Here is a 24,099-nt window from a genome sequence, read left to right as displayed (position 1 = left end):
ATTTGCTTTTAGAATCCCCCACTTGAGCTTTGCGAAAGTGGTGGGAGTATGTCAACCAATGATTGAAACCTCCGTTTTTATGGCTACTCAAGCTTTAGCGCCAGCATATAGTGGAGTTCAAATAATTTCGATACAAGGAAATCGAGTGCAAGCTATACATTAGTATGGTCAGCGAGGATGACGATGTAGCGGATTTATATGGATTTGACTATAAAAAGACAAACATTGCAAAAGTAGCATAAAAATAAAAGCATAAAGGCAAAAATATGAAAGTGTTGGGTTTAGAGACCTCTTGTGATGAGACTGGTCTAGCGATTTTTGATAGCGAGCAGATGGCTAATGACAATCAAGGTTTGGTTGGGCAAGTGCTGTATTCACAAATAGAGCTGCATGCCCTCTATGGCGGCGTGGTACCTGAGCTTGCCAGTCGCGATCATATTCGCAAACTAGTGCCTTTGCTCAATGAGCTGTTAGAGCAGTGCGATATGAAAAAAAGCGAGATCGATGCGATTGCTTATACCAAAGGCCCAGGTCTCATTGGTGCGTTGATGACGGGCGCATTATTTGGACGCAGTTTGGCTTATGGTTTGGATATCCCAGCGATCGGCATTCATCATATGGAAGGGCATCTACTGGCACCGCTGATGGGTGCACACCCTCCTGCGTTTCCTTTTGTGTCGTTACTGGTCTCTGGTGGACATACGTTACTGATCGCTGCACGTGGGGTCGGGCAGTATGAGATATTAGGTGAATCGATAGATGATGCTGCCGGTGAGTGCTTTGATAAAGCGGCTAAGATGCTAGGCTTGCCTTATCCTGGTGGCCCCAATATCGCTAAATTGGCTGAGACAGGTAACCCTGATGCGTACCATCTGCCCAGACCGATGTTACATCGTGGTTTAGACTTTTCTTTTAGTGGTATGAAAACAGCCGTGCATAATCTCATCAAAGACACGCCACTATCAGGAGGGTCAGGTAATAGCTCTGATAGCGATCCACAAGTGCGAGCGGATATTGCTGCCAGTTTTCAACATGCAGTGGTCGATACATTGGTGAAAAAGTGCGTCAAAGCACTCAAGCAAGTTGATATGAGCCGACTGGTGATAGCAGGTGGTGTCAGCGCTAATACGCATTTGCGCACGACTTTAGAAGCTGAACTGGCAAAGATAAACGCGACGGTGCATTATGCACCACCTGCCTTGTGTACGGATAATGGGGCGATGATTGCTTATGCAGGTTATGAGCGCTTGCAGGCTGGGCAGTCTGATGAACTAGCCGTGAGCTGTGTGCCACGTTGGCCGATGACTGAGCTGCCTGCGGTATAAAAAGTATTTTATTCAACAAACTCTAACGTCTATTAGAAGTAAGGATGGTCTATGCAGTGGCTTGCCGTTGGTTTAGGAGCAGCATTTGGCGCGTGCTTGCGGACATGGTTGGCTCGCTTTAACCCGCTGCACAGCTGGATACCACTGGGTACATTGGGTGCTAATATCTTGGGCGGTCTGCTAATAGGGTTGGCCTTAGTTTGGTTCGAGCGGATGGGCAGCGGTCTGTCTCCTAATATTCGACTGTTTGTGATCACTGGGTTTTTGGGCGGGTTGACGACTTTTAGTACCTTTAGCGCGGAAGTGTTTACTTTTATCAGCGAAGGCAGGTTATTAGCAGGTCTTGCATTGATAGGTCTGCACGTTGGCCTGACATTAGTGGCAACCGCGCTGGGATTTTACTTCTTTAAGTTGGTTTTGTAGCCGTTGGTAGATAGTCATCGTTTAATGGTCTGTTATAAGTGGTTCCATGATAGCAGTCTATTTTAAGTGGTCTGTTAATAGGTTTGAAGGGCAAAATAACTGGTTACCTTGGGGTATACCCAGAATCACCCATTTTTAGCTTTTCGAATTCTTGCCATCTGATAGGCATTGACATACTCGCCGTTACGATAAGCATAATCCACCATTTCACCTTCTATCACAAAGCCCAAGCTTTTATATAAACCAATGCCTCCGATGTTATCGGTGTAAGCAGTAATCTCAATACGTTTTATATCCAGCCAATTATCGGCCAAATCCAGCGCTGTAGTTATAAGAGCTCGACCCACACCCTTACCCTGTGACGCGGACTTTACGCTGACCCCAAAGCTTGCTACATGGCGTCGACGTTTTGATATCATGGTATCAAGCCCTAGACAACCTACTACTTCACCCTCAACTTCAGCCACCAGAAAATACGTATTTTCAGATATATCCGCCAATCGTTTATGCCATAGGGTCTTGGACGGCATAGGCAACTGCAAAGTATTTGCATATAAGGCCTCATCTGCATGAATGGCTTGCAACGCTTCTGCATCTTCTGGCTCGGCATGACGTATTTCAATTTTCATTATACTTATCCTTAAATACGAATTGTTGTGTAACTTGCACGTTGAACCGCACCGGGATTATCAGAGACTCAACTCTCTGAGATATAGCATATAGTTCGAAGCCTGTATAGCGCACCGATCATAGATAGAATATGTATGGTAAGTACACCATGAAGTACACTGTGGTTATCTTAGCAAGTTAAAACCCTGATACCATTAGCCTACAGCCTAAGGTTCAATTCCTCACTAGGGAACCATTATTTACCATAACATTTGTTACGATATGAAAAAGTGACTAATATTTTATAACTATAAGAAAGTAATCAGTAATGAACCTACAACGGCTTCACTATCCCTTCTAGTAAATTCGCAAACCCTTGCATATACGCCGTATCTTGGCTAGATGTGCGCGTTGCTGCATACAACTGACAATGTACACCTACACCCAACTTCCGCGAGACGACCCAACCTTTTTTCTCATATTCCGCGACGACCCAATCAGGCAATGCAGCAACTCCGCGTTCACTAGCGACCAGCTGAATCAGCATCGCTGTCAGCTCTGTCGTACGAACGCTCTCAAAGCTTACCTGCGCTGGCGTCATAAAGTTGGCGATAATATCGAGACGTTTGGCCTCGACGGGATAGGCAATCAAAGTCTCATCAGTCAAATCACTTGGATCGATAAAATCTTGCGCTGCCAAATCATGCATGGGTGACAGTACTAAACGACTCTCGTATTCAAATAGTGGCTGATAACAGAGTCCTTCTATCGGTAAGTTGCTGGTGGTAATCAGCAGGTCAATATCACCTTCCATCAATAAATGATGGGGCTCAGGCTCAAAGCCCGTCGCAAAGTCCAGCTCCACATCAGACCATTCGCGGCGATACTGATTGAGTATCGGCATTAGCCAATCAAAGCAGCTGTGACATTCAGAGGCTAGGCGTAACCTGCCTGCTTGCCCGTGTGCTAGGCGTTTAAGATTGGATTTGGTACGGGTCACTTGCGGCAGGATGTTATCTGCTAATGCCAGTACGGCTTTACCAGCTGGCGTAAAGGTGAGCGGTCGCGTACGACGATTGACCAAGTTGATATCGTAGTAACTCTCTAGCTCTTTTAATTGGTGTGATACCGCAGACGCTGTGACGTGCAGCTCATCGGCAGCGGCAGCAAGTGAGCCATGCGCTCGTAGCGCGGTCAAGGTGTTGAGATGGCGTAGTTCTAGCATAAGACGACCTAACCACTAAAGTGAGATAAATTCATTATAGTACATATGTTGCTGACTTTCATTCATAGTATATAATTAATGATTCAGCAACAGCTAGCGCTTGCGCAACAGTACTTGTGAGATAATAACCAATATTAAAGAAGCGACTAATAATAATGTACCAATGGCATTGACCTCAGGCTTTAACCCAACTCTTACCATAGAATAAATCCGTAACGGTAAAATCTCATAACTGGGTCCTGTCACAAAGGTTGAAACCACTACATCATCTAGTGACAAGGTAAAGGCCAGCAACCAACCTGCCATAACCGCAGGTAAAATGACTGGAATTAGTACAGTGCGCACCATCGTTGATTCATTGGCACCTAAATCACGTGCCGCTTCCATCAAGCGCTCATCTAAGCTACTCAGCCGTGCAAACACAGTGATGACCACGAAGGGCAAGCAAAAGGTAATGTGTGCCAATAGCAGTGAGACAAAGCCCAATTGCAGTCCGATTAATAAGAACAATGCTAATAACGAGATAGCGAGCACAATCTCAGGCGACATCATCAACACAAATAGCAGACCATTTAGTAGGCCTTTACCGCGAAAATTATAACGATGTAAGGCTAGGGCAGTGAGTGTACCTATCAACGTTGAGACAGTTGCAGCGACTAAACCTAAGACAATAGAGTGCCAAAACGCATCGAGCATCGCTTGGTTATTAAAGAGCGATTCATACCACTTTAAGCTAAACCCGCCCCAGTTGTAGCCAATCTTTGACTGGTTAAATGACATCACTACTAAGACGATGATAGGTAGATATAGCAAGGTATAAATCAAGCTAAGGTAGCCTTTAGCAGCGATACTGCCAAGCTTCAATGTGCGTGAATGAGACATTAGGCCACCTCATTAAAGTCGGTTTTACCAATACGGCGACTGCTGGCGCGGTAGGCGAGTAATAACAACGCCATTGCCAGTGTCAGTATTACACTGGCGGCGGCCCCAAATGGCCAGTCACGGGCATCTAAAAATTGGTTTTTGATGATATTACCGACCAATAAGTTACGTGAGCCACCCAAAATATCTGCTACATAAAACATACCCATCGCAGGTAATAACACTAAGAGCACCCCAGAGATAATCCCAGGTGTCGTCAATGGTAGCACCACGTGCCAAAACGTCTGGGTCTTGGATGCACCCAAATCCTGAGAGGCCAACAGCATGTCATTACGTAAATCAGTAAACACCGCATATAAAGGCAATACCATAAATGGAAATAACAAATACGTCAGACCAGCAATCACCGCACCTTGCGTATATAAAATATCGATAGGTGTATCGATAACGCCTATAGCAAGTAGTGATTTATTAATCAAACCGTTATTAGCAAACAGTAATTTGAGTGCATAGGTACGTACTAAAGAGTTGGTCCAAAATGGCAGTATCAATAGCATCATCAATAGTGGTTGCCAGCGTACTTTGGCTTTAGATATCAGCCAAGCAAAAGGGTAACCGAGTAGTAAGCAGATGACGGTTGTGATACCTGCCATCCATAGTGAGTGCACAAAGACCTCAAAATATAAGGGGTCGATCATACGCACATAACTATCGATGCTGACCGGCAAGCTAATAAAAGCACTGCTATCACGGGTCAAAAAACTGACAGCAATGACTAAGATGTTTGGCAATAGCGCAAATATCAGTAGCCAACCCCAAATCAACCATAGCGTTGCGGTACGAAAAGGACTTTTACTGCCCAAGCTACGAGGTGCCATCAGCTACCATCCTTTTGTACAGTCGTGTCTGACATATTTTCGGAGACTTCTGGCAATACCCATTCCCAGCCATCTACCCATGAGACTTTGACACCTTCGTTTAGTTTGTAATCAAAGCTCGGGTCGTCTTCATCAAAGAACTCAGAGGCCTTAATAATATGACCGTTTGCCAGTTCGATAATTGAGTCTAACGTACTGCCTTTATAGTTGCTTTCAATAACGCGGCCAAACAGGCCAATGTTTTCATCATCTTTTGGATCATAAATCCGTAAGTCTTCAGGACGAAGCAGTAAATTTACGATGTCGCCTACCTGCACATCATTGGCAAAATTAGGACGGCGTAGATTCCGTAGTGCTGTAGGTCCATCTTGTGCTTGCGCCTCGCAAACCTCTACTTCGATACGTCCGTTGGTGACTTTGCCATCACGATCTGGCTGATTGGGATACACACCTTTTACTTCAGCTTTGAACAAGTTGGTCTCACCGATGAATTTGGCGGTGAACAAGTTGGCAGGCGTCTCATAAATCTCAATGGGTGTGCCGATTTGCTGAAATGAGCCATCTTTCATCACCGCGATACGGTCCGACATCGATAGTGCTTCTTCTTGGTCATGAGTGACAAATACAAAAGTAATGCCCAGCTCACGCTGTAATCGTTTTAGCTCAGATTGCATTTGCAAACGCAGCTTGTGATCGAGCGCGGATAATGGCTCATCAAGTAATAATAATTTGGGACGATTGATCACGGCACGCGCAATCGCTACACGCTGCTGCTGACCACCTGATAAATCTTGTGGTTTACGATTGGCTAAATGCTCTAGCTGTACCATGGCGAGCATCTCGCTCACTCGTGTTTTAGTCTCATCTTTAGATACTTTTTTGAGTTTGAGTCCGTACGCCACATTTTGTGCGACACTCATATGAGGAAACAATGCATATTGCTGAAATACAGTATTGACTGGACGTTTATCTGCTGGCAACCCTGCCATCTGTAGACCATCCAAATATATAGCGCCCTCATTTGGCTGCTCAAAACCTGCAATCAAACGTAGTAATGTCGTCTTGCCACAACCGGATGGGCCTAGCAGGGTCAGAAACTCTCCATGCTTGATATCTAGGTTGATATCTTTTAATACTTCCGTTTGATCAAAGGTTTTTTTTAGACCAGTCAGTTGCAACAGCACCTTGTCATCATTGGGTGATACAGGAGTTTTGTGCGTATTGGGAGGAGGGATGGTCATGGTTTTTTCCTAGGCATCTAACATGATGATATGGCGATTTATTTAGGATGCTGCTATCAAGGTGATTGAATGTGGATATGATCAGTAGAGATAAACTTAGTTTTATTGACACGTATTATAACAAACCCTCGATATAAATTAGTGCAAGTTCGTTATAAGGATGCAAGCGATGACAAGTGGTATGCAATCGCTTGTATTAGGACGTGTCATTAATTAGATTGTGAGGCTTGAAATGAGACAGGTTTTAGATAAACAAGGAAAAAATTGCCGTTAATATTTATCATTTTGCTCTTTACCGTTTCTCTATACTATATGAGGAAAAAGTTATGATGCAAAAGTATGGAGGTTCTGCAGAGACATTAAACCTAAACTTTTTATCAATTTTTAATTCTGATTGCTATACAATCACGTTGTGGCTGACAAATATGGTCAGCATGCTGGTTATTAATCATTGCTAGTAAATACTGAGCCAATTTTTGTTTGTATAAATCGATTTAAAACAGCCTGTCACTTTCATAATATTGATAATAAAGGATATTTTATGCCTAACGATACACGCCCAAAAACGGGTCAAGAAGCCCTTGAGATTTTAAGAGAAGGCAACGCACGCTATGTGGATAGTCTTACCAGTATTGAGTCAGGTATGCAGCGTCGACCAGAGTTGGTGAAAGATCAAGATCCTTTGGCGATTATTTTGGGTTGTTCGGATGCACGCGTACCTGTTGAGATTGTATTTGATCAGGGCTTAGGTGATTTGTTTGTCATTCGAGTCGCAGGAAACGTGGTAGCGCCTTCACAGATTGGATCCATTGAGTTTGCTGCTGAAAAATTTGGTACAAAACTGGTCGTGGTACTTGGACATTCACATTGCGGTGCGGTCACGGCCTGTGTAGAGACGCTTATCAATCCCGAGCAAAACTACTCTCCTAACTTGCAATCTATCGTCGATCGTATTCGCCCAAGTGTCTATAATTTACATGAGCTAGCAACAGCGAACGGTCAGGATGTCGATGCTGATGAATTGCTAGACCGCTCTATCCGTGCCAACGTACGCATGTCAGTTAGTCAGCTTAAGCATGGTTCGCGTGCGCTAGAAGATTTGACTAATAGCGGTCAATTGCTAGTCGTTGGTGCCGAGTATGACTTAGAGACAGGAAAAGTAAGGTTTTTAGAAAGTTAATTAAACCCCGCCCTAGCACAGACTCTTACAAAACCCTCTCAATCCTTTCATGATTTTTTATTATGATAAGAGGGTCAAGCGCGTAAAAAAAATTTTGCGCGCTTATTTCTCAATTCAATATATTGTTAATATTAGGATATTTATATCTATGTCAAATACTGAATCAGCTACCGATAATCATAATGATTTTGTCATTGATCAGCCAGAGAGCAGTGTAATCACTACTGGTGTGCAGCCAATTTCAGCTCAGACGACAGGCTTTACTTTTAACCATACGATGCTACGGGTAAAAGACCCTGCCAAGTCATTAGCCTTTTACACAGGCGTTATTGGTATGACGTTGCTTGCGGTCAAAAAGTTCCCTGATATGGGTTTTGATTTATACTTTTTAGCCAAATTGACAGAAAGCGAGCGTGAGAATTTGCCAGCTGGCAATGATTTAGAAATTTTTGCATTCCGTCAACGTGGCATCTTAGAGTTGACCCATAATTACGGGACCGAAACCCAAGCTGACTTTAGTTATCATGATGGCAACCAAGAGCCACAAGGCTTTGGTCATATCTGTTTTAGCGTCCCTAATTTAGAGGAAGCCGTTGCTTGGTTTGATAAAAACAATGTCGAATACAAAAAACGCCCAGAAGATGGCAGTATGAAAAACATTGCCTTTATCAAAGATGTCGATGGTTACTGGATTGAGATTGTCCAAGCTGACTTGATGGGTTAGGTTTGAATGCGTGGTATAAGGAGTTATTGCTTATGCCAAGCAGTTATAGTTATTAATGGATTGAGTAAGTTAGCGAGCCCCCTGATCAAAGGAGTGATACCTAAATGCCCACCTCTGAGGAAGTAACCACTGATGTTCTGACTTATCAAAGTATTATTGATTCAGCAAATGAAATATTCGTTAGCTTTCTTGAGCGTATTCCATATTTTGTTGCTTCTATCATCGTGGTTCTTGTGTTTTGGTTTTTATCGATTGCCTTTAAAAAGGTTGTTTATAAAATTTTAGGCCGTCGTAGACGTCATCAAAATCTAGTTAAAGTCTTTCAGCGAGTGGGTGGGGCGCTCATTATCTTTATTGGCATTATGATAGCCATGGTCATTACAGTACCAGACTTTACGCCTGCCAAGTTGATCGGTGCACTTGGTATCGGTTCAGTTGCTATTGGTTTTGCCTTTAAAGATATTTTTCAAAACTTGCTGTCTGGTATCTTGCTACTTATTTCAGAGCCGTTTCGTATCGGCGATCAGATAGTGTCTGGTGAATATGAGGGCACCGTCGAAGATATTAAGATCCGTGCAACGACCATCAAAACTTATGATGGTCGGCAAGTGGTGATTCCCAATTCTGATTTATATACCTCAGCGTTGACAGTCAATACGGCATATAAGCAGCGCCGATTACAACTGGCCGTGGGTATTGGTTATGAAGACGACATCGAAGCAGCAAAAGCTGAAATTTTGCAAGCATTAGACAGATCAGATAGTGTCTCAAAGAAAGCTCAGCCGAGTGTGATTGCGACGGGTTTTGGAGATTCTTCGATTGATTTGATGGTGCGTTGGTTTATTGAAGATGGCACACAGGCCAATAAAGTCGCCTCGACTCATCAGGTTTTTGTGGAGATCAAGAGCGCATTTGATGCGGCTGGTATAAATATTCCATTCCCAATTCGGACGATAGATTTGAGTGATTCATCTGTCGTGACGATTGTGAATAAACTGAATGAGCAAAAAACGATCGATACAAGCAAGCCAATTGATACGAGCAAGTCAGTAGCAGAGTAATCATGTCTTAATATGGACATAGCTTAATTTTGATAATAAAAAAACCGCCCTATCAAAAATGTGGCGGTTTTTTTATGCTTGTCTACTAGGGCGTGTCTTCATTTCAAAAATGGTGATAAAAATGAGATAAATTGCCGTCAAACAAGGAAAATAGCGCAGATAATATCGGGATATTAACCAGCTATTTGACGATGTTTGTCAAGATTCAGCCATTTTTAGCCCATTGAGATGACTATCGAGTAACTTGAAGACACGCCCTAGCTATCAGTATAAAGATTTATTCGTCTTTTGCTCTAAAATCAGTATGACATGATTTACAGCTTGCACCAACTTCACCAAAGGCAGGCTTGATGTCATCCATACTAGTCGCTGTCTGTGCAGCAGCGCTTAGATTAGCAGTGACGGCTTCGAAGTTTTCGGCTTCTGCACGGAACCCTTCCGCATTAGACCAAACTGCCTCAGTTGCATTACCCATGTTTTCTGGGTCTTCGAAATGACTCCAGGGCGTACTAGCATCTTCTGCTAAGAATGCGGCTTGTTCTTTAACGACATCTGCATCAAAGGTATCAGGTGCTTTAGCCATATCGCCCATGACACCCATGGCATCACCCCAGTTTTTCATGCTGTCTTGACGGGCTTGTAGATCAGGGTTAGAGTCAGTATCTGCTGAAGGGCTACATGCCGTTAAGCCTAGGGCAGCTGCCATTAATGTGATACCAAAAATAGACTTTAATGACTTATTAGAATGAACCTGTGTCATATAGATTACTCCTTTAAAATATTGCTAATAGTATGCGTGTATGCAAACGCTGGCTTTGAACAAGGTGTAGGTATAAGCTTTACTTATAACCATTTAGAATCGTATTCGACTCTAAATGATTTTTTCAGAATATGACTTCTATTGTAACCACAATTTACGTAGTTATAGTTAAAATAGTTGTTACATCATCGTAATTTTTGAAATGACAACTATTTATTAGGACAATAATAAAGATAATCTAAAATATATAGTTGAATGAACGCAATCCCTTAATGTAACTGACAGTTTTTTAAGAGTGAGTATATAAATAAGGTCAGCTACTATAGCTGACCTTATTTTAATATTTTAGACAATAGTCTGGAAGACATCTCTAGTCCTTATTATATTCGTACAAACTATAGAGTCAACCAATTACGTGGTTTCAGATAAAAATCGGTCAGCTCAAATTCGGGCGTCCCTTCAGCAGGTTCGAAGCGGTAGTGCCAGCTAGCCAATGGTGGCATGCTAACCAAGATAGACTCAATACGACCATTACTTTGTAGTCCAAATAACGTGCCGCGATCATAGACAAGGTTATACTCAACATAGCGACCACGGCGATACAGCTGAAATTTACGCTGTTCATCGGTGTAAGGTGTGTCTTTGCGCTGCTCAAAAATAGGTAAAATGCCATCCAAATAACCGTTACCTACAGCTTTCATAAAATCAAAGCAGGTTTCAAAATCCCAGCCACGACTTTCAGTATTGACATCGTCATAGAACAAGCCGCCGATACCGCGCTGCTCATCACGATGACGTAGATGAAAATATTCATCACACCATTGTTTAAAATCAGGGTAGATGTGATCGCCAAAAGGCGCACATAGGTCGTGGCAAACCTGATGCCAATGAACACAGTCAGCCAGTACCGGATAAAACGGAGTCAAATCAAAACCACCACCAAACCACCAAATAGGGTTCTCACCTTTCGCTTCGGCGACGAACAAACGCACATTGGCATGGCTAGTAGGGACGTTGGGGTTTTTGGGGTGTACCACCAATGAGACGCCCATGGCTTGAGCTTTGCGACCAGCGATATCAGGGTGACGTGCCGTTGCTGACGCTGGTAGGTTGTGAACATGAATATGACTAAACATCACGCCCGCTTTTTCAATCACCTCGCCATCTGCTAGGACACATGAGCGTCCACCGCCGCCTTCAGGACGTTCCCAGTCATCAGCGACAAACGTGGCATGCTCGTTGCCATTTGTGCCACCATCACGCTCTTGTGCTTCTAACGCTTGACAGATTCGCGCCTGTAAATCGACTAAGAATTCACGTACTCGTGCGATGTCATTATCGGTCGGTGTCGTCGTTGACTCTGAGAGATCGTGCTTATTATCTATATTTGAAATACTCATAAAATATCTATTTATTTAGGTGTATTGCAGTATTGAGGTCTTTATCTAGCAAGTGTCCCATACGGTCGCGTTTGGTCGCTAGATATTCAGCGTTCATATCATTTACTCCAACCAGTAATGGTACACGTTCAATGACATCAATACCGTGTTCAGTGAGATAAGCAATCTTATTTGGATTGTTGGTGATAAGACGAACGGTATCAACACCGACATGAGCAAGCATCGGTCCACACATGTCATAAATGCGGGCATCTGCGGGCAAGCCTAACATTAGATTGGCATCTAAGGTATCATGCCCTTGGTCTTGGAGGGCATAAGCACGAATTTTATTGGTCAGGCCAATACCGCGACCTTCTTGACGCAGGTATAATATAGCACCGCAGCCTGCCTCTTGTATGGCTTGCATTGCTGTATTTAGCTGTGGCCCGCAATCGCATTTCAGTGAGCTAAAGGCGTCACCAGTTAGGCACTCAGAATGAATACGAATCAATGGCGTCTGTTGTTCAAGCAGATGAGGTTTTTGATTTGCCATCTTACCATTCGGGTTTGCTGTATTGTTCAATTCTGTGTTTTGAGCAACCACAGGAAGTCCAACGGTCAGCATCACATGCTCTTGACCGTCTTCGTTTTCAAATATATGAATATCAAACTCGCCATGACGAGTTGGTAGCTTGGCACTAGTAATAAATTGATATGACATTAATGTCCTGCATAAGCCGATAATTGTGGCAGTGAGGTCTGTAATAGCAGTATAACCTGTTCGTAACGCACGCGTGCTGATTGTCTTTATTATAAATAACACACAAAGTTCACAGACGATGCACGATGATTAAAGCGACCATTAAAAAAAAATGCTATTATGCCATACTATTTTGACGGATACAGTGACAAGTCTTTACCCTTACATTACTATGTCGTCACGAACATTCGGTATTGATGCAAAATAATAAGGCATAATATCCACCCTTGGTATAAAAACGCTGTCTATTATGACGGCGTGTTTGCTTTTAGACGCCACGTAGCTATATGCGCGTAGGCGTAGCATGAATAATTATATGGTCAGTCACATCAATAATGATGTAGATATTATTGACGTCGCTTAGCTATAGTTATCTTTATATTCTAAAGCACGTCTAGTCAGCAGATTGGTAGGTATCGTACGGTTTATGCAGCAGTCACCCCACCCCCCACAGTCTCAGTCCGTATCTGAATCAGCCACCACGTCTGCTGCCCAGTTGTCGACTTTGCAGCAGACTTATGCTGTCATTCCGCGTGTGCGCCCGCATACGCCGTTATTAGATGGTATTAATGTACCCTCTGATTTAAAATCTTTTACCGCAGCTCAGCTTATTACCTTAGCTGATGAATTACGGCTTTTTTTGCTGTACTCAGCTGGTCAGAGTGGCGGGCATTTTGGTGCCAATTTGGGCGTGGTTGAATTGACCATTGCGCTACATTATTTATTAGATGCTCCAGAAGATCAGATCGTTTGGGACGTTGGTCACCAAGCGTATGCTCATAAGGTATTGACTGGTCGTCGTGAGCAGCTAGGAAGCATTCGCTCTAAAAATGGTTTGACTGCCTTTCCTGAGCGTATGGAGTCCGTGTACGATACCTTTGGTGTTGGTCATTCATCTACTTCTATCTCAGCGGGTTTAGGAATGAGCCTAGCGCTGCGTTATCAAGGTCGATCGCAAACAGTTGCTTGTATTATTGGCGATGGTGCGATGACAGGTGGTATGGCATTTGAAGCCATGAATGATGCGGTACAGCAAGATGCTGATCTACTGGTCATCCTTAATGATAATGATATGTCTATATCCTGTTCTATCGGCGGATTTTCACGGCATTTAGCCATGCTTTGGGAGTCCGGCTATCAGGTTGATATCTCTGATAGCGGTGAACCTGTCTTATGTCATCGTCCCGATATGCAAGGGTTTGATCGTCGAAAGCGTCACAAAGAGATGCGCGATGTTCCGCAAGTAGAAGATAATTTATTTAAAGCCATTGGTTTTACCTACTTTGGTCCGTTTGATGGTCACAATATTCCTGAGCTGCTACGGGTACTATCATTGGCTAAGCAGCTAAAAGGTCCTGTTTTAGTTCATGTTTATACCACGAAAGGTAAAGGTTTTGCGCCTGCTGAGTTAGATCCGGTCGGCTATCATGCTATCAGTAAGCTACCTGTTGAAGAGAGCGAAGCGAAAGCTAAAACGGCTAAAGCGGTAGAAAATAAGCCTGCATTAAAGTATTCGCAAGTGTTTGGACAGTTTTTATGTGATAAAGCAGCCGAAGACAAGAATCTGCTTGCCATCACGCCTGCGATGGAAGAAGGTTCGGGGATGATTGAGTTTGCTCGTCATTATCCAGAGCGTTTTTTTGATGTGGCCATCGCTGAGCAACATGCTGTCACGCTAGCCGCTGGTATGGCAACGCAATGTGTTAAGCCAATTGTCGCGATTTACTCTACGTTTTTGCAGCGAGGTTATGATCAGCTGATTCATGATGTTGCGTTGCAAAATCTTGATGTGATGTTTGCGATTGATAGAGCAGGTTTGGTCGGTGAAGATGGGGCCACCCATGCTGGCGTGTTTGATTTTAGCTTTTTACGTTGTGTGCCAAATATGGTGATTGCGGCACCAAAAGATGAAAACGAATGTTATCATCTACTCAATACCTGCTATGAATATCAAGGATGTACGGCAGTACGGTATCCACGCGGTGTTGGAACAGGTGCTATTATCGAACAGCCTTTACAAACTTACAAAATCGGTCAAGCGACAGTTGAGTCTGTATCAGGTAGCGATAATGCGCCCAAGCAAGTAGCATTGCTAGCGTTTGGTACGATGGTGGCAACGGCTCAGCAAGCAGCAGAAGCTATTACCACTGATGAGATGGCATTAAATTGCCAGGTGCATTTGGTCAATATGCGTTGGGTAAAGCCGCTAGATACTGAACTGTTAGATTTGTTACTAGCCCGAGGCATTACCCATATCGTAACTTTAGAAGAGCATGTACTGATGGGCGGCGCAGGTAGTGCGGTAAACGAATATTTGCTCAACGAGTCGATTGCTTTTAAGCATTATTCCCCTGTGATTTGTAATATTGGCATTCCTGATCGCTTTATTGCGCATGGTTCACAAGCCGAACAAATGACCGATTGTGGGTTGGATACTGATGGTGTGGTTAAGCAGCTTCAGCAGCTATTATCATAAGTAGTATTCTGATTTTTGATATACTACCAGTTTTAAAGATTGCAGTTTTTAAGATTGACAGTATTGAGCTCGCAACGCTCTTGAGACAGAGTGGCGATTTTAGTTAATAAGACACTCATACATAGAAATGACGCCTACTTAGCCGTGGGTGCTGACTTTTTTACAACTTGCGCAGTTTGTAATGACCACCAAAACATAGGTTGGTTTGGCGAATGTAATGGTTTTTTCGTTTTTCTCGAACAATTTTAGTATAATGCGGTTGTCGTTTATCAGTTTTTATTGATAAAAGACACGTTTTTTAAATCGCATAGATGTGGTGTGATGCGGCTAGTCTAATTGGCATGTTGTGGGCACAAAGTTAGTCTGATTTTTATATTCATTCATCAAGCAAATAGGTTATTTATGGAACCCATGGTCGTCATCGCAGCGCGTACTGCTGAAAAAGTTGGTAAAGAGATTTTATATGCGCATCAAAACCGCCACAAAATCGAGTTGGATATCGAGTCGAAAGGGCTCGACGGATTGGTCACGCGTATTGATCGTTTCAGTGAAGAGCTGACGATTGAGACGCTAAAAGCCAGCTATCCAAATCATTCATTTTTGGGTGAAGAGTTTGGTATGCAAGAAGGTATCGGTGAAGATGCTGACTGGTGCTGGATCATTGATCCGCTAGATGGCACCAAAAACTTTGTTCATGGCGTGCCACAGTTCTGTGTATCTATTGCGGTACAGCATAAAGGTGTTACTCAGCATGGTGTGGTCTATGATCCTGTTCGTGATGAGATGTTCTCTGCTAGCCGTGGTAAAGGTGCTCGTTTGAATCAGCGCCGTATCAATGTCAGCGAACGCAAAACCATTGATGGTGGTTTATTTACTACGGGTCATCCGCTAGAGCGTAAACGCAATGGCGAGGTTGTGTCTTATGCTAAAGAGCACTTCGAAAGCTTACAAAAAGTCTCTGAAGCGGGCGGTCAAATTCGTCGTTTAGGGTCAGCAGCACTAGATCTATGCTATGTAGCAGCTGGTCGTTTTGATGGTTATTTTGAAATGTCTATTAAGCCGTGGGATATCGCTGCTGGCGAGCTTATCGTCACTGAAGCACGTGGTGTGGTGGTCGATCATACAGGTGCGCACAACTCGATGACATCAGGTTCGATATTTGCATGTAATGTCAAATTATTGAAACCGCTCATGCAAGTGGTTGTGCCACTATGGGGCGATGCGGTATAGATAGGTCTTAGTATAGATAGACATTAGTGTTGAGAGGGCTGTATTTCATAGCCTGTACATAAAAAGCTGGTTCCGTTAAGGAGCCAGCTTTTTTATTGTTTTATTATCTTTAACGGTAATACCTTGAAATTCGAGTTTTTTGCTTGTTATTTCTAATAGCGTTAATTCTTTTTCTATCAGCTCGAGCATGTCTTGTACATGCGGCAATGCTTTACTACAAGCGGCAATACCAAACTCGATCTTATCCAAATAGCTGGCTAAGGTGATATTCATGGCTTGTCCATCGAATACAATAGAAGCAGGATACAAAGATTGTAAGCGCGCACCATTCCAATATAGAGGCTTCTTGGAACCAGCCACGTTTGAAATAATAAGGTTAAAAGCTTGTTTTTTTGGAAATAGGCCAGTGGCTAAATTAATACCTTCCCAAGCATAGGCGATGACACTATAGTTGATGACTTGTGCTTGATTCATTCGGCGGAATCGACGTTTGCTATTATTCATACTACGATGAATCAGCTCTATCCTACGTAATGGATCATTGACGTGCGTGCCCAAATTGGCCAAAACAAATGACACCTGATTGCCTGATATGCTGTTATCCGTACGCAGTGACATCGGTACAAAAGCAATGAGAGGCTTACTTGGTAAGGCATCCATCGATATCAAGTATCGACGCAGTGCTCCAGCACAAACGGCTAAGACCACATCGTTTTTACTGATTTGTAGTCTTTGGGCAATATCATTAAAGCGCTGTATATCATAAGACTGTGCAGCTATCCGCCGTGAGGCTGAAATACGCTTATTCAAGATACTCATTGGTGCATCAAAGGTACCGACATAACCCTCATCGCCAGAATTTTTGAAGTTATCTAGCAGTTCTGTAAATACAGGTTTAATAGTAGATACTTGCTCTTTAACGATACGCCTAATGGATCTTCTTGAAGGTAATATCGTGTTTGCGTGATTACGATGACGTGCCATTAAAGACCAAATTGGTAGTGTCACTGGCTCAAGCGGCGATTGTGAGAGAGATTTTTGTACGAGGCGCATGGCTGCTACGCCATCGACCAAGGAGTGATGAATTTTAAAGTATAAAGCAAAGCGTTCAGGATCGCCCTCATTCTCTGGGTTGATACCTTCAATTACATGGCATTCCCATAAAGGCATGGCGCGATCAAGCAAACGTCCATGCTCTCTTGACACATACATCAGCAGTTCACGTATTCGTGCAGGTTTTGGCAGCGCGACATGATGAAGATGATGCTCGACATCAAAGTTTTTGTCTTTGTTCCAAAATACCAAATGCTCCAAAACCTGATCAAAAGGAAAGGTCGGTGGTACAGAGGAATCCTGCATCTGCTTCACTAATTGATAGACAAAATCACTATCTGCTGCATCTGGGACTTCAAATACAAATAAGCCACCAACATGCATGGGTTGTTTACGCGACTCAAGAAACAAAAATAATTGATCGACTGCTGTGAGAAGTCGCATAATAAATCCTTTTATGACGATACGTTAAATGAGAAGCTATCATGAGCGCCTATTAAGCAATCATATAGTCTGTATTAGGACTATATGACATTGAAGCTATATGGTATTGAAACTATATGACTGCTCAATAAGTTTTAGGCAGTTATTAAAATAACCTCTCAATATAAGCGGGTCTACCGTCAAATTTTCTTATTGTTATGTGGCTGACTTTTTATTATATTCAACAAATGCTAAGTGTGATGCAATCTCACTAAGTCAAAATTTTACTGAAAAAAGTAGCCAGTTTGTGGCGAGCTAGCAGTTGCCATTTTACGTACCGGCATGCGACCTGCTAAAAATGCTTCGCGACCTGCCCACATAGCATGTTTCATGGCATGCGCCATCATGACTGGATTTTTAGCATTGGCAATCGCAGAGTTCATGAGTACGCCATCACAGCCAAGTTCCATCGCCAGTGCAGCATCTGAGGCTGTGCCAACGCCAGCATCTACCAGTACGGGAACCTTAGCATTTTCAATGATTAAACTGAGCGTGTGACGATTGAGCAGACCAAGACCTGAACCAATCAAGCTACCAAGTGGCATGATGGCGACACAGCCCATGCTCTCTAGTTCCTGTGCAACGATAGGATCATCTGAGGTATAGACCATCACTTCAAAACCATCATCAATCAATACTTTGGCAGCTTTCAACGTTTCCATTACGTTTGGATATAAGGTTTTTTCATCACCCAAAACTTCAAGCTTAACCAAATTATGCCCACCTAATAGCTCGCGTGCCAGCTTACAAGTACGAACAGCAGTCTCAGCATCAAAACAGCCAGCCGTGTTGGGCAAGATGGTGTATTTATCGGGTGAGATAACGTCCAATAAGTTAGGTTCGTTACTATTTTGTCCAATATTGACTCGGCGGATAGCAACCGTGACAATCTCAGCTTCTGACGCGGCAATAGCAGCACCAGTTTCGGTCATGTCTTTATACTTTCCTGTACCAACCAGCAGTCGAGAAGAAAATGTACGAGTGCCTACAGTAAAAGTATCTTGTGAAAGTGGAGTAAGGTTAGTAGTAGGAGAAACGGCTTGTTGTGACATAAGGATAATCCTAATAGCGGGCGAACAAAGGTAACAAACAAAGAGCAAGATTAACTGTAAAGGTCATTCAACGCAGGTCGTTATTCGGTAATAGACAGTTGCTTTTGATGATAATGGTGACGATGAGATAAGAAAGCGTCTAGCATTAAAGGCAAGCCTTGTTACGTGCGCGAAATGAGAAACTATTATAACAAACTCATGCGTGCTTACTGACAATCTTTACCCAGTTTAACCATTTATAGCCGGCAAACTACCAAACCACTACTGTACTACCTTCCTTAGAGGTACTACAGTATAATCCGCAGTCAGTAGTTCTGTATTTATTTTAGAGTTTTTTGACTATAGCTAATGGTATAAAGGTGCGTTGAATACGCCCTAAGTGATCTGCTACCGTACTTACCTGTAGTGATATGAACTACCGCTCATTTGTTTATAGCTGGTTTGTTTTTTCGGGCTCTGTGGTGGTTTCAGTGTCAGTATTAACTTCTGTGACTTTGTTATTTTCTTTACCTTTACGGCGTGCTTCTAGTTCAGACTTAGGTATCCAAGCCCATGTCATCTCAACCACGATTGGGTCACGTTCACTATCAGACTCACGGTCATCAATCACGCAAGGAATAACCATTTCACCTTTTGGGGTGTTCAAGATATCTAAACGCTGTTCATCAGATAAGCTTGCGACTGCAGCAATTTGGCCTTTTTTGATAGGACGATAAAAATTAACCGAGTAAGATTTAATCAATAGGATACGGTCAGAGGGTAAATTTAAACCCAAGATAAAACCTGTGGCTGTTTCGGCCAGCAAGGTAATTGCAACGGCATGGATAGAGCCGATATGATTTTGTACAGCCTTGGTATTGTTTAAGCTAACCACCACCTGATTGGGGTCGACCGTTTCATAATAGACCCCCGTCGTGCCAACATACGGCACTACTTTACCAAAGGCTTTGGATAAAATGCTCGATCGGGCGCTGGCGGGTAAGTACTTCGTCACGGATAACAGTTTGGTGAATTGGTTATTAATAGGTTTGAGCGTGCTGGTTTGTTTTTCGGCTGGCGATTTTGTATTGTCAGTCATTTTGACTGGTAATTTACTGGTCAGCTTAGTAGGGAGTTTTTTTAATAATCCTGACATACAAAATTCCTTAACTTATATGGATTGAATGAGGTGTGAGTCTTAGGCCATATCCGATATCTGGCTATCGTAGCAGAAAAATACTGAGTATTATAAAAGCTGCTATAACCACTATGTTACATTAACTATTGTCGCTCGACTATTATTAGAATGAACTGCTGCGCTTAAAAACCAACAGTAACTTCATCATGTCTTAGATGCTAGAAACAACCTCGTTACAAGCTATATTGTTAACAGTAATGTTGTTAGATGCTTTATGATGAGCAACGTTATAGTAATAGCATTTTCGAGCGTTTTTTATTCTTTTAAGTACTTCTCATCTGCTGGATAAAGCTATGCCTGATACATCAATTCATAAGCCGACCAATATTATTTATACAGGGGTTGCTGGTACAGGTAAAACCTATCGACTGTTACAAATTGCCAAGCAATATACCGACTATCTGCCTAGAGCGAATGATGAAGATTTGCTGAAACAGTTGTTGCAAGCACTCAGTTGGCGTGATGTTGTCTGTCTGATATTTTTAGACTTACAATCTAACCATCAAGACTTGGTCAAAGTGCCTGAAATTGTCAGTCATGAATTTTTTGTCGCAAAAGCCTCGCAAAATGCTCGTGAGAGTAATCTTAGCAGCACTGCATGGTTAGAGTTGCGCAGGCATAGCCCTGCTGACTCTAAGACAGTGAGTTTCGAGAATCGTGCCAGCCAAGCTTACTTTGATAAAGATAATAGTGGAGCATGGTATTTGTTACCAGAAAGCATGGCGTTATTAACGGGTTTATCGCAGCAGTTAGAAGAATTTCAGCAGGCAAAGCGTGACAATAACACCAGCCAAAACCAAGTTTTTAGTCAGCAGCGGTTTAGTATGGTGAGTTTTCATCAGGCTTATGGTTATGAAGAATTTGTCGAAGGTATTCGTCCTGTGATGGCAGCCAGCAGTCAATCAAATAACCTCAATAACGGTGCGTCTCAGATGAGCTATGCGATTCAAGATGGCGCATTTTTAACGTTATGTCAGCGTGCAGCAAATAATCCGAAACAGCGCTATGCCATGCTGATCGATGAAATAAATCGTGCTAACGTCTCACGAGTCTTTGGTGAGCTACTTAGCTTGATTGAGTCGGATAAACGTACAGGTATGGCAAATGCCATGACGATCAATCTAGCATATTCCGGTCGGACCTTTAGTGTACCTGCTAATGTCGATATTTATGCGACCATGAACACTCAAGACTATTCTTTAGCACCGCTAGATATGGCACTGCGTCGTCGTTTTCGCTTTGTTGATTGTCCACCGCAGCCCGAATTATTACCAATGATCAGTTTTAATACAAAAGAGGTAGAAGCACCAAAAACATTCGCAAGTGATGACTCAGAAATTATAGATTTAGCGAGATTATTAACTGGTCTAAACAGGCGTATTATTGAGACGTTAGGAGTCGATTCGCAATTGGGTCATGCTTTTTTGTTTTCCGTCACTAGTCTTGAACAGTTACAAAGTGCATTGGTTGAGCAGATTATTCCACAACTAGTTCAAGCCACTGGAGGGCAAGTATCGGCGTTACAGTATATTTTTAAGGATGCGCAGCAGCCATTGAGTGCTCAATTTATTCAAGACAGCCAAGCACTGGTAGCAAATGATGAAAACCATCAGATAGGTATGAAAAATAATCTAACAGCACAGGGTCAGGTACTCTCAGGGCACAATTCATGGCTTGGACAATCAATGAATACAGGTGGTTATAAGATTAATGATGATCTCGTCACCAAGACAGGTGAGTTTACAAAACCTATTACCTATCAGCGACTATATTGATTGGGTTATTAAAAATTGATAAATAGTAATGAGTGCAGTCAGAGCAGTGCAAGCAATTGTGTCAATGACATTGGCTCAGTTGACACTAACGTTATTACTGTGTTTGAGCATCAACGGCTAACGACGGCGGATTTTTTGCAGGTAACGGATTTTCATTGGTTGATGACGCAAGAGTTTTCAGTGTTCAGTATCAAACGTAAACAAGGGCAGTGGCAGCTAAAAGTTGGACATTATATTGGTGTTATTCTTCTGCCTAGCGGCATGATATTGGAAATATTACCCAAGCTGAGCCAGTCTACTCAAAACAGTAATCTCATACAAACTCGTCAATGGGTACAAGCGATGTTATCAGACTTGATTGATAGCAGTGACCGCATCGCCAATAAACTACCTAGGACAAAGAACTTAGGTCAGGTTAGTAATCAGCATAGCGTACTACCGATAGCCACATTGCCACTATCAGATTGGCTTAGTATGCAGTTTTTGCAACGATTGATACCGCATCAACCAACCAAGCATTATCAGTCGCAAACCCATAATCAAGCATCGTTACAAGGGCGGTTGCTTGTCAAAGAACAGCTACGCCAAAACAGCATGCATCCGCATAAGTTCATCTGTGAAAGTAGTATCCTGAGTCAAGACATGCAAAGTAATCGGCTGATTAAGAGTGCACTGGCGTTATTAAGTCCTTTAGTCAGCACCTCAACGGTACCTAAATCTGTGCAGGCGTGGCATTCAATATCTGTGCTGAGTCAGGCTGAACTGCAGCGGCTAGATACCATATACCATCAAGCTCAGCAGCAGTTAGCCGTTCTGCCGCTTCAAATAAACAAGCTACAAGCTCTGCAACAACTGGTGAATTTGGCTTATTGGTTATTACAACAGTCAAATAGCACTGCGGGTTATATTATTGACCCAAACAAAGCATTTAAACAAAATTTATCGCGACCACGTTTATGCCTGTTGATTGATATGAATCAAGCTTTTGAACAATGGGCAAGTCAGCGTATCGCCTCAATGTTCAGACAGGTGAGTTCGAACTATAAGCCGCTATATCAAGCACAAAGTATCTGGCTCAGTGATTTAGAAGGACAGGCGTGCTTGTCTATACGTCCTGATTTGCTCATATATAAGCCATCGATAAATACAGATATTTATCAAGATCGGAGTGATACAGCAAACACCTCTACGATTAGTGTTTCAGGTAGCTATAGTCATGTCATCGATATCAAGTGGAAAGCTTTATCTCATGCAGCTGATATCAGTGCCAGCGATGCTTATCAGTTGACCAGTTATGCGCAGGCATATCAAGCAAGACAGGTTTGGTTAGTCTACCCTGTACAAGGTGACGATAGGCAGGTTATCGCGCTCAGTCAACGGTCGCTTCATGGTCAAGACGTTGATGTGCATAGGGATATTACTCAGTTATGGCTCGTTCCTTTTAATGTTCTCACTGGTAAGGTAAATAAGGGCTTGATTCCAGATTGGAACGGAGTATAATCAGCCTTCGATAAGACTTAAATCTTATCGAAAGGGTAGGGTGCTGTATAAGCGCTGTGTCACGAAAAATAAGTACTTTTGAAATAATTTAGCTTTTTTTTAAATTAATCAAAAATAGGTGTTGACACAATCATCTTTTCCCCTTAATATGTGCACCTCGATAGCGAGCAGCGTTAACAAGTTAGCGGTATTACCAATAACAAGTCAATAAGCAAACCTATCGTGATAATAGAAAATTTCGGAGTGTGGCGCAGTTTGGTAGCGCATCTGGTTTGGGACCAGAGGGTCGTAGGTTCGAATCCTATCACTCCGACCATCTATTTTTAAGAGCCTTACAGGCTTTTTTTTATGTATAATGGTTTAGTTTCTGCTATATTTAAAACTAAATTTAATGTATAAAAGCCCTCTAAGAGCGCCTGTAGCTCAGCTGGATAGAGCATCTCCCTTCTAAGGAGGTGGTCGCAGGTTCGAATCCTGCCAGGCGCACCATCTAGCCTGCAAATCTTACCTTCTCAGGTAATAGTTATGGCGGTTGTAGCTCAGTTGGTAGAGCCCCGGGTTGTGATCTCGGTTGTCGTGGGTTCGAGTCCCATCAGTCGCCCCAATTTTTTCTGTGCTATTTTTATCCTTCCTTGTTAGTTCTAAGTTTTTTCTTCAAAAATATTTTAATATAAACTATGCTATCTGCCTCTTTTGGCATTTTTTTGCGTCTGTCTGATTTTTTCTGTTGTATCTTATTATAGGTTGTTTTTAATAAGCCGCATTTCTCTGTGCTTGTTTCATTATTCTTTATTTGCTTTGATATAGACCAATAGCGATACGTTTTTAAGTCAGGTGTCATGAGAAACTTTTAAAGCCATATAGTGTATGGAATATATTGACCTTATCTTATCGAGGAAATAATTG

21 protein-coding genes and 3 tRNA genes are annotated in these 24,099 nt (G+C 42.6%); 12 read left to right on the top strand and 12 right to left on the bottom strand.

The annotated features are described in order from the left end of the window. Positions 1-266 precede the first annotated feature (266 nt). Both tsaD and crcB read left to right on the top strand, forming a co-directional pair. Positions 267-1,325: a tRNA (adenosine(37)-N6)-threonylcarbamoyltransferase complex transferase subunit TsaD gene (gene tsaD / locus EI164_RS01190; RefSeq protein ID WP_192518171.1), complete on the top strand. Its 1,059-nt coding sequence runs from the start codon at positions 267-269 to the stop codon at positions 1,323-1,325. A 51-nt stretch (positions 1,326-1,376) separates the two neighbouring features. After that, on the top strand, positions 1,377-1,748 hold the full coding sequence (gene crcB, locus EI164_RS01185) for a fluoride efflux transporter CrcB (protein WP_192518170.1): 372 nt from the start codon (positions 1,377-1,379) through the stop codon (positions 1,746-1,748). Positions 1,749-1,873: 125 nt separating this feature from the next. Here the strand turns inward: crcB and EI164_RS01180 are convergent, their stop codons facing one another. From EI164_RS01180 to potA, 5 genes are all read right to left on the bottom strand, one after another. Next, entirely contained in the window at positions 1,874-2,377 is a 504-nt protein-coding gene (locus EI164_RS01180; protein ID WP_192518169.1) for a GNAT family N-acetyltransferase, read from the bottom strand. Between the two features lie 314 nt (positions 2,378-2,691). Then, positions 2,692-3,582 (bottom strand): LysR family transcriptional regulator, encoded by an 891-nt coding sequence (locus tag EI164_RS01175; RefSeq protein ID WP_192518168.1) that lies wholly within the window; start codon positions 3,580-3,582, stop codon positions 2,692-2,694. Between the two features lie 93 nt (positions 3,583-3,675). After that, the gene (potC, locus tag EI164_RS01170; RefSeq protein WP_192518167.1) at positions 3,676-4,464 is read right to left on the bottom strand and encodes a spermidine/putrescine ABC transporter permease PotC; all 789 of its coding nucleotides are present in this window, start codon (positions 4,462-4,464) and stop codon (positions 3,676-3,678) included. Beyond that, positions 4,464-5,342, bottom strand: a complete 879-nt coding sequence (potB, locus tag EI164_RS01165) for a spermidine/putrescine ABC transporter permease PotB (protein ID WP_192518166.1) — start codon at positions 5,340-5,342, stop codon at positions 4,464-4,466. Before potB ends, potC begins: the two co-directional genes overlap by 1 nt. Further along, complete coding sequence (gene potA, locus EI164_RS01160) at positions 5,342-6,583, bottom strand: spermidine/putrescine ABC transporter ATP-binding protein PotA (RefSeq protein ID WP_192518165.1); 1,242 nt, start codon at positions 6,581-6,583, stop codon at positions 5,342-5,344. The genes potB and potA overlap by 1 nt, the downstream gene beginning before the upstream one ends. 541 nt (positions 6,584-7,124) lie before the next feature. Between potA and EI164_RS01155 the strand changes: the two genes are divergently transcribed. The 3 genes from EI164_RS01155 (at position 7,125) to EI164_RS01145 (ending at position 9,548) form a co-directional block, all read left to right on the top strand. Beyond that, positions 7,125-7,763 carry a carbonic anhydrase gene (locus EI164_RS01155; RefSeq protein ID WP_192518164.1) on the top strand — a complete coding sequence of 213 codons (639 nt, stop codon included), beginning with the start codon at positions 7,125-7,127 and terminating at the stop codon, positions 7,761-7,763. Between the two features lie 148 nt (positions 7,764-7,911). After that, entirely contained in the window at positions 7,912-8,487 is a 576-nt protein-coding gene (gene gloA, locus EI164_RS01150) for a lactoylglutathione lyase (protein ID WP_192518163.1), read from the top strand. Between the two features lie 104 nt (positions 8,488-8,591). Continuing rightward, positions 8,592-9,548: a mechanosensitive ion channel family protein gene (locus EI164_RS01145; protein ID WP_192518162.1), complete on the top strand. Its 957-nt coding sequence runs from the start codon at positions 8,592-8,594 to the stop codon at positions 9,546-9,548. Between the two features lie 277 nt (positions 9,549-9,825). Here the strand turns inward: EI164_RS01145 and EI164_RS01140 are convergent, their stop codons facing one another. The 3 genes from EI164_RS01140 to ribA all read right to left on the bottom strand — a co-directional run bounded on the left by EI164_RS01140 (position 9,826) and on the right by ribA (position 12,408). Next, positions 9,826-10,308 (bottom strand): c-type cytochrome, encoded by a 483-nt coding sequence (locus tag EI164_RS01140; RefSeq protein WP_192518161.1) that lies wholly within the window; start codon positions 10,306-10,308, stop codon positions 9,826-9,828. Positions 10,309-10,703: 395 nt separating this feature from the next. Further along, complete coding sequence (gene hemF, locus EI164_RS01135) at positions 10,704-11,708, bottom strand: oxygen-dependent coproporphyrinogen oxidase (RefSeq protein ID WP_192518160.1); 1,005 nt, start codon at positions 11,706-11,708, stop codon at positions 10,704-10,706. Between the two features lie 7 nt (positions 11,709-11,715). Next, on the bottom strand, positions 11,716-12,408 hold the full coding sequence (ribA, locus tag EI164_RS01130) for a GTP cyclohydrolase II (protein WP_192518159.1): 693 nt from the start codon (positions 12,406-12,408) through the stop codon (positions 11,716-11,718). A 466-nt stretch (positions 12,409-12,874) separates the two neighbouring features. On the opposite strand from ribA, the gene dxs reads away from it, so the two are divergent. Then, on the top strand, positions 12,875-14,923 hold the full coding sequence (dxs, locus tag EI164_RS01125) for a 1-deoxy-D-xylulose-5-phosphate synthase (protein ID WP_192518158.1): 2,049 nt from the start codon (positions 12,875-12,877) through the stop codon (positions 14,921-14,923). Between the two features lie 402 nt (positions 14,924-15,325). Then, positions 15,326-16,153: an inositol monophosphatase family protein gene (locus EI164_RS01120; protein WP_192518157.1), complete on the top strand. Its 828-nt coding sequence runs from the start codon at positions 15,326-15,328 to the stop codon at positions 16,151-16,153. A 75-nt stretch (positions 16,154-16,228) separates the two neighbouring features. On the opposite strand, the gene EI164_RS01115 is transcribed toward EI164_RS01120, so the two are convergent. The 3 genes from EI164_RS01115 to EI164_RS01105 form a co-directional block, all read right to left on the bottom strand. Beyond that, positions 16,229-17,650: a WS/DGAT/MGAT family O-acyltransferase gene (locus tag EI164_RS01115; protein WP_192518156.1), complete on the bottom strand. Its 1,422-nt coding sequence runs from the start codon at positions 17,648-17,650 to the stop codon at positions 16,229-16,231. A gap of 263 nt (positions 17,651-17,913) precedes the next feature. Next, entirely contained in the window at positions 17,914-18,741 is an 828-nt protein-coding gene (locus EI164_RS01110; protein ID WP_192518155.1) for a thiazole synthase, read from the bottom strand. Positions 18,742-19,171: 430 nt separating this feature from the next. Beyond that, the gene (locus tag EI164_RS01105; protein ID WP_192518154.1) at positions 19,172-19,876 is read right to left on the bottom strand and encodes a DUF4442 domain-containing protein; all 705 of its coding nucleotides are present in this window, start codon (positions 19,874-19,876) and stop codon (positions 19,172-19,174) included. A 335-nt stretch (positions 19,877-20,211) separates the two neighbouring features. On the opposite strand from EI164_RS01105, the gene EI164_RS01100 reads away from it, so the two are divergent. The 5 genes from EI164_RS01100 to EI164_RS01080 all read left to right on the top strand — a co-directional run bounded on the left by EI164_RS01100 (position 20,212) and on the right by EI164_RS01080 (position 23,797). Next, positions 20,212-21,693, top strand: coding sequence for an McrB family protein (locus tag EI164_RS01100; RefSeq protein ID WP_192518153.1), 1,482 nt, complete (start codon positions 20,212-20,214; stop codon positions 21,691-21,693). Between the two features lie 15 nt (positions 21,694-21,708). After that, entirely contained in the window at positions 21,709-23,193 is a 1,485-nt protein-coding gene (locus EI164_RS01095; protein WP_225739054.1) for an McrC family protein, read from the top strand. A 239-nt stretch (positions 23,194-23,432) separates the two neighbouring features. Beyond that, positions 23,433-23,509: transfer RNA gene (locus tag EI164_RS01090), tRNA-Pro, on the top strand. Between the two features lie 96 nt (positions 23,510-23,605). After that, a tRNA-Arg gene (locus EI164_RS01085) sits at positions 23,606-23,682 on the top strand. 39 nt (positions 23,683-23,721) lie between these two features. Further along, a tRNA-His gene (locus EI164_RS01080) sits at positions 23,722-23,797 on the top strand. An 18-nt stretch (positions 23,798-23,815) separates the two neighbouring features. Here EI164_RS01080 and EI164_RS01075 read toward each other — a convergent pair. Beyond that, positions 23,816-24,034 (bottom strand): hypothetical protein, encoded by a 219-nt coding sequence (locus tag EI164_RS01075; protein ID WP_192518152.1) that lies wholly within the window; start codon positions 24,032-24,034, stop codon positions 23,816-23,818. Positions 24,035-24,099 lie beyond the last annotated feature (65 nt).

The sequence above is a fragment of the Psychrobacter sp. FME13 genome, from assembly GCF_014861395.1.
In the GTDB taxonomy this organism is placed as follows: Bacteria; Pseudomonadota; Gammaproteobacteria; order Pseudomonadales; family Moraxellaceae; genus Psychrobacter.
This window is presented reverse-complemented; position numbering and strand designations above follow the sequence as displayed.

Coding starts and splice junctions, on each gene's coding strand:
- tsaD (WP_192518171.1), top strand. CDS start 267: ATGAAAGTGTTGGGTTTAGAGACCTCTTGTGATGAGACTGGTCTAGCG.
- crcB (WP_192518170.1), top strand. CDS start 1,377: ATGCAGTGGCTTGCCGTTGGTTTAGGAGCAGCATTTGGCGCGTGCTTG.
- EI164_RS01180 (WP_192518169.1), bottom strand. CDS start 2,377: ATGAAAATTGAAATACGTCATGCCGAGCCAGAAGATGCAGAAGCGTTG.
- EI164_RS01175 (WP_192518168.1), bottom strand. CDS start 3,582: ATGCTAGAACTACGCCATCTCAACACCTTGACCGCGCTACGAGCGCAT.
- potC (WP_192518167.1), bottom strand. CDS start 4,464: ATGTCTCATTCACGCACATTGAAGCTTGGCAGTATCGCTGCTAAAGGC.
- potB (WP_192518166.1), bottom strand. CDS start 5,342: ATGGCACCTCGTAGCTTGGGCAGTAAAAGTCCTTTTCGTACCGCAACG.
- potA (WP_192518165.1), bottom strand. CDS start 6,583: ATGACCATCCCTCCTCCCAATACGCACAAAACTCCTGTATCACCCAAT.
- EI164_RS01155 (WP_192518164.1), top strand. CDS start 7,125: ATGCCTAACGATACACGCCCAAAAACGGGTCAAGAAGCCCTTGAGATT.
- gloA (WP_192518163.1), top strand. CDS start 7,912: ATGTCAAATACTGAATCAGCTACCGATAATCATAATGATTTTGTCATT.
- EI164_RS01145 (WP_192518162.1), top strand. CDS start 8,592: ATGCCCACCTCTGAGGAAGTAACCACTGATGTTCTGACTTATCAAAGT.
- EI164_RS01140 (WP_192518161.1), bottom strand. CDS start 10,308: ATGACACAGGTTCATTCTAATAAGTCATTAAAGTCTATTTTTGGTATC.
- hemF (WP_192518160.1), bottom strand. CDS start 11,708: ATGAGTATTTCAAATATAGATAATAAGCACGATCTCTCAGAGTCAACG.
- ribA (WP_192518159.1), bottom strand. CDS start 12,408: ATGTCATATCAATTTATTACTAGTGCCAAGCTACCAACTCGTCATGGC.
- dxs (WP_192518158.1), top strand. CDS start 12,875: ATGCAGCAGTCACCCCACCCCCCACAGTCTCAGTCCGTATCTGAATCA.
- EI164_RS01120 (WP_192518157.1), top strand. CDS start 15,326: ATGGAACCCATGGTCGTCATCGCAGCGCGTACTGCTGAAAAAGTTGGT.
- EI164_RS01115 (WP_192518156.1), bottom strand. CDS start 17,650: ATGCGACTTCTCACAGCAGTCGATCAATTATTTTTGTTTCTTGAGTCG.
- EI164_RS01110 (WP_192518155.1), bottom strand. CDS start 18,741: ATGTCACAACAAGCCGTTTCTCCTACTACTAACCTTACTCCACTTTCA.
- EI164_RS01105 (WP_192518154.1), bottom strand. CDS start 19,876: ATGTCAGGATTATTAAAAAAACTCCCTACTAAGCTGACCAGTAAATTA.
- EI164_RS01100 (WP_192518153.1), top strand. CDS start 20,212: ATGCCTGATACATCAATTCATAAGCCGACCAATATTATTTATACAGGG.
- EI164_RS01075 (WP_192518152.1), bottom strand. CDS start 24,034: ATGACACCTGACTTAAAAACGTATCGCTATTGGTCTATATCAAAGCAA.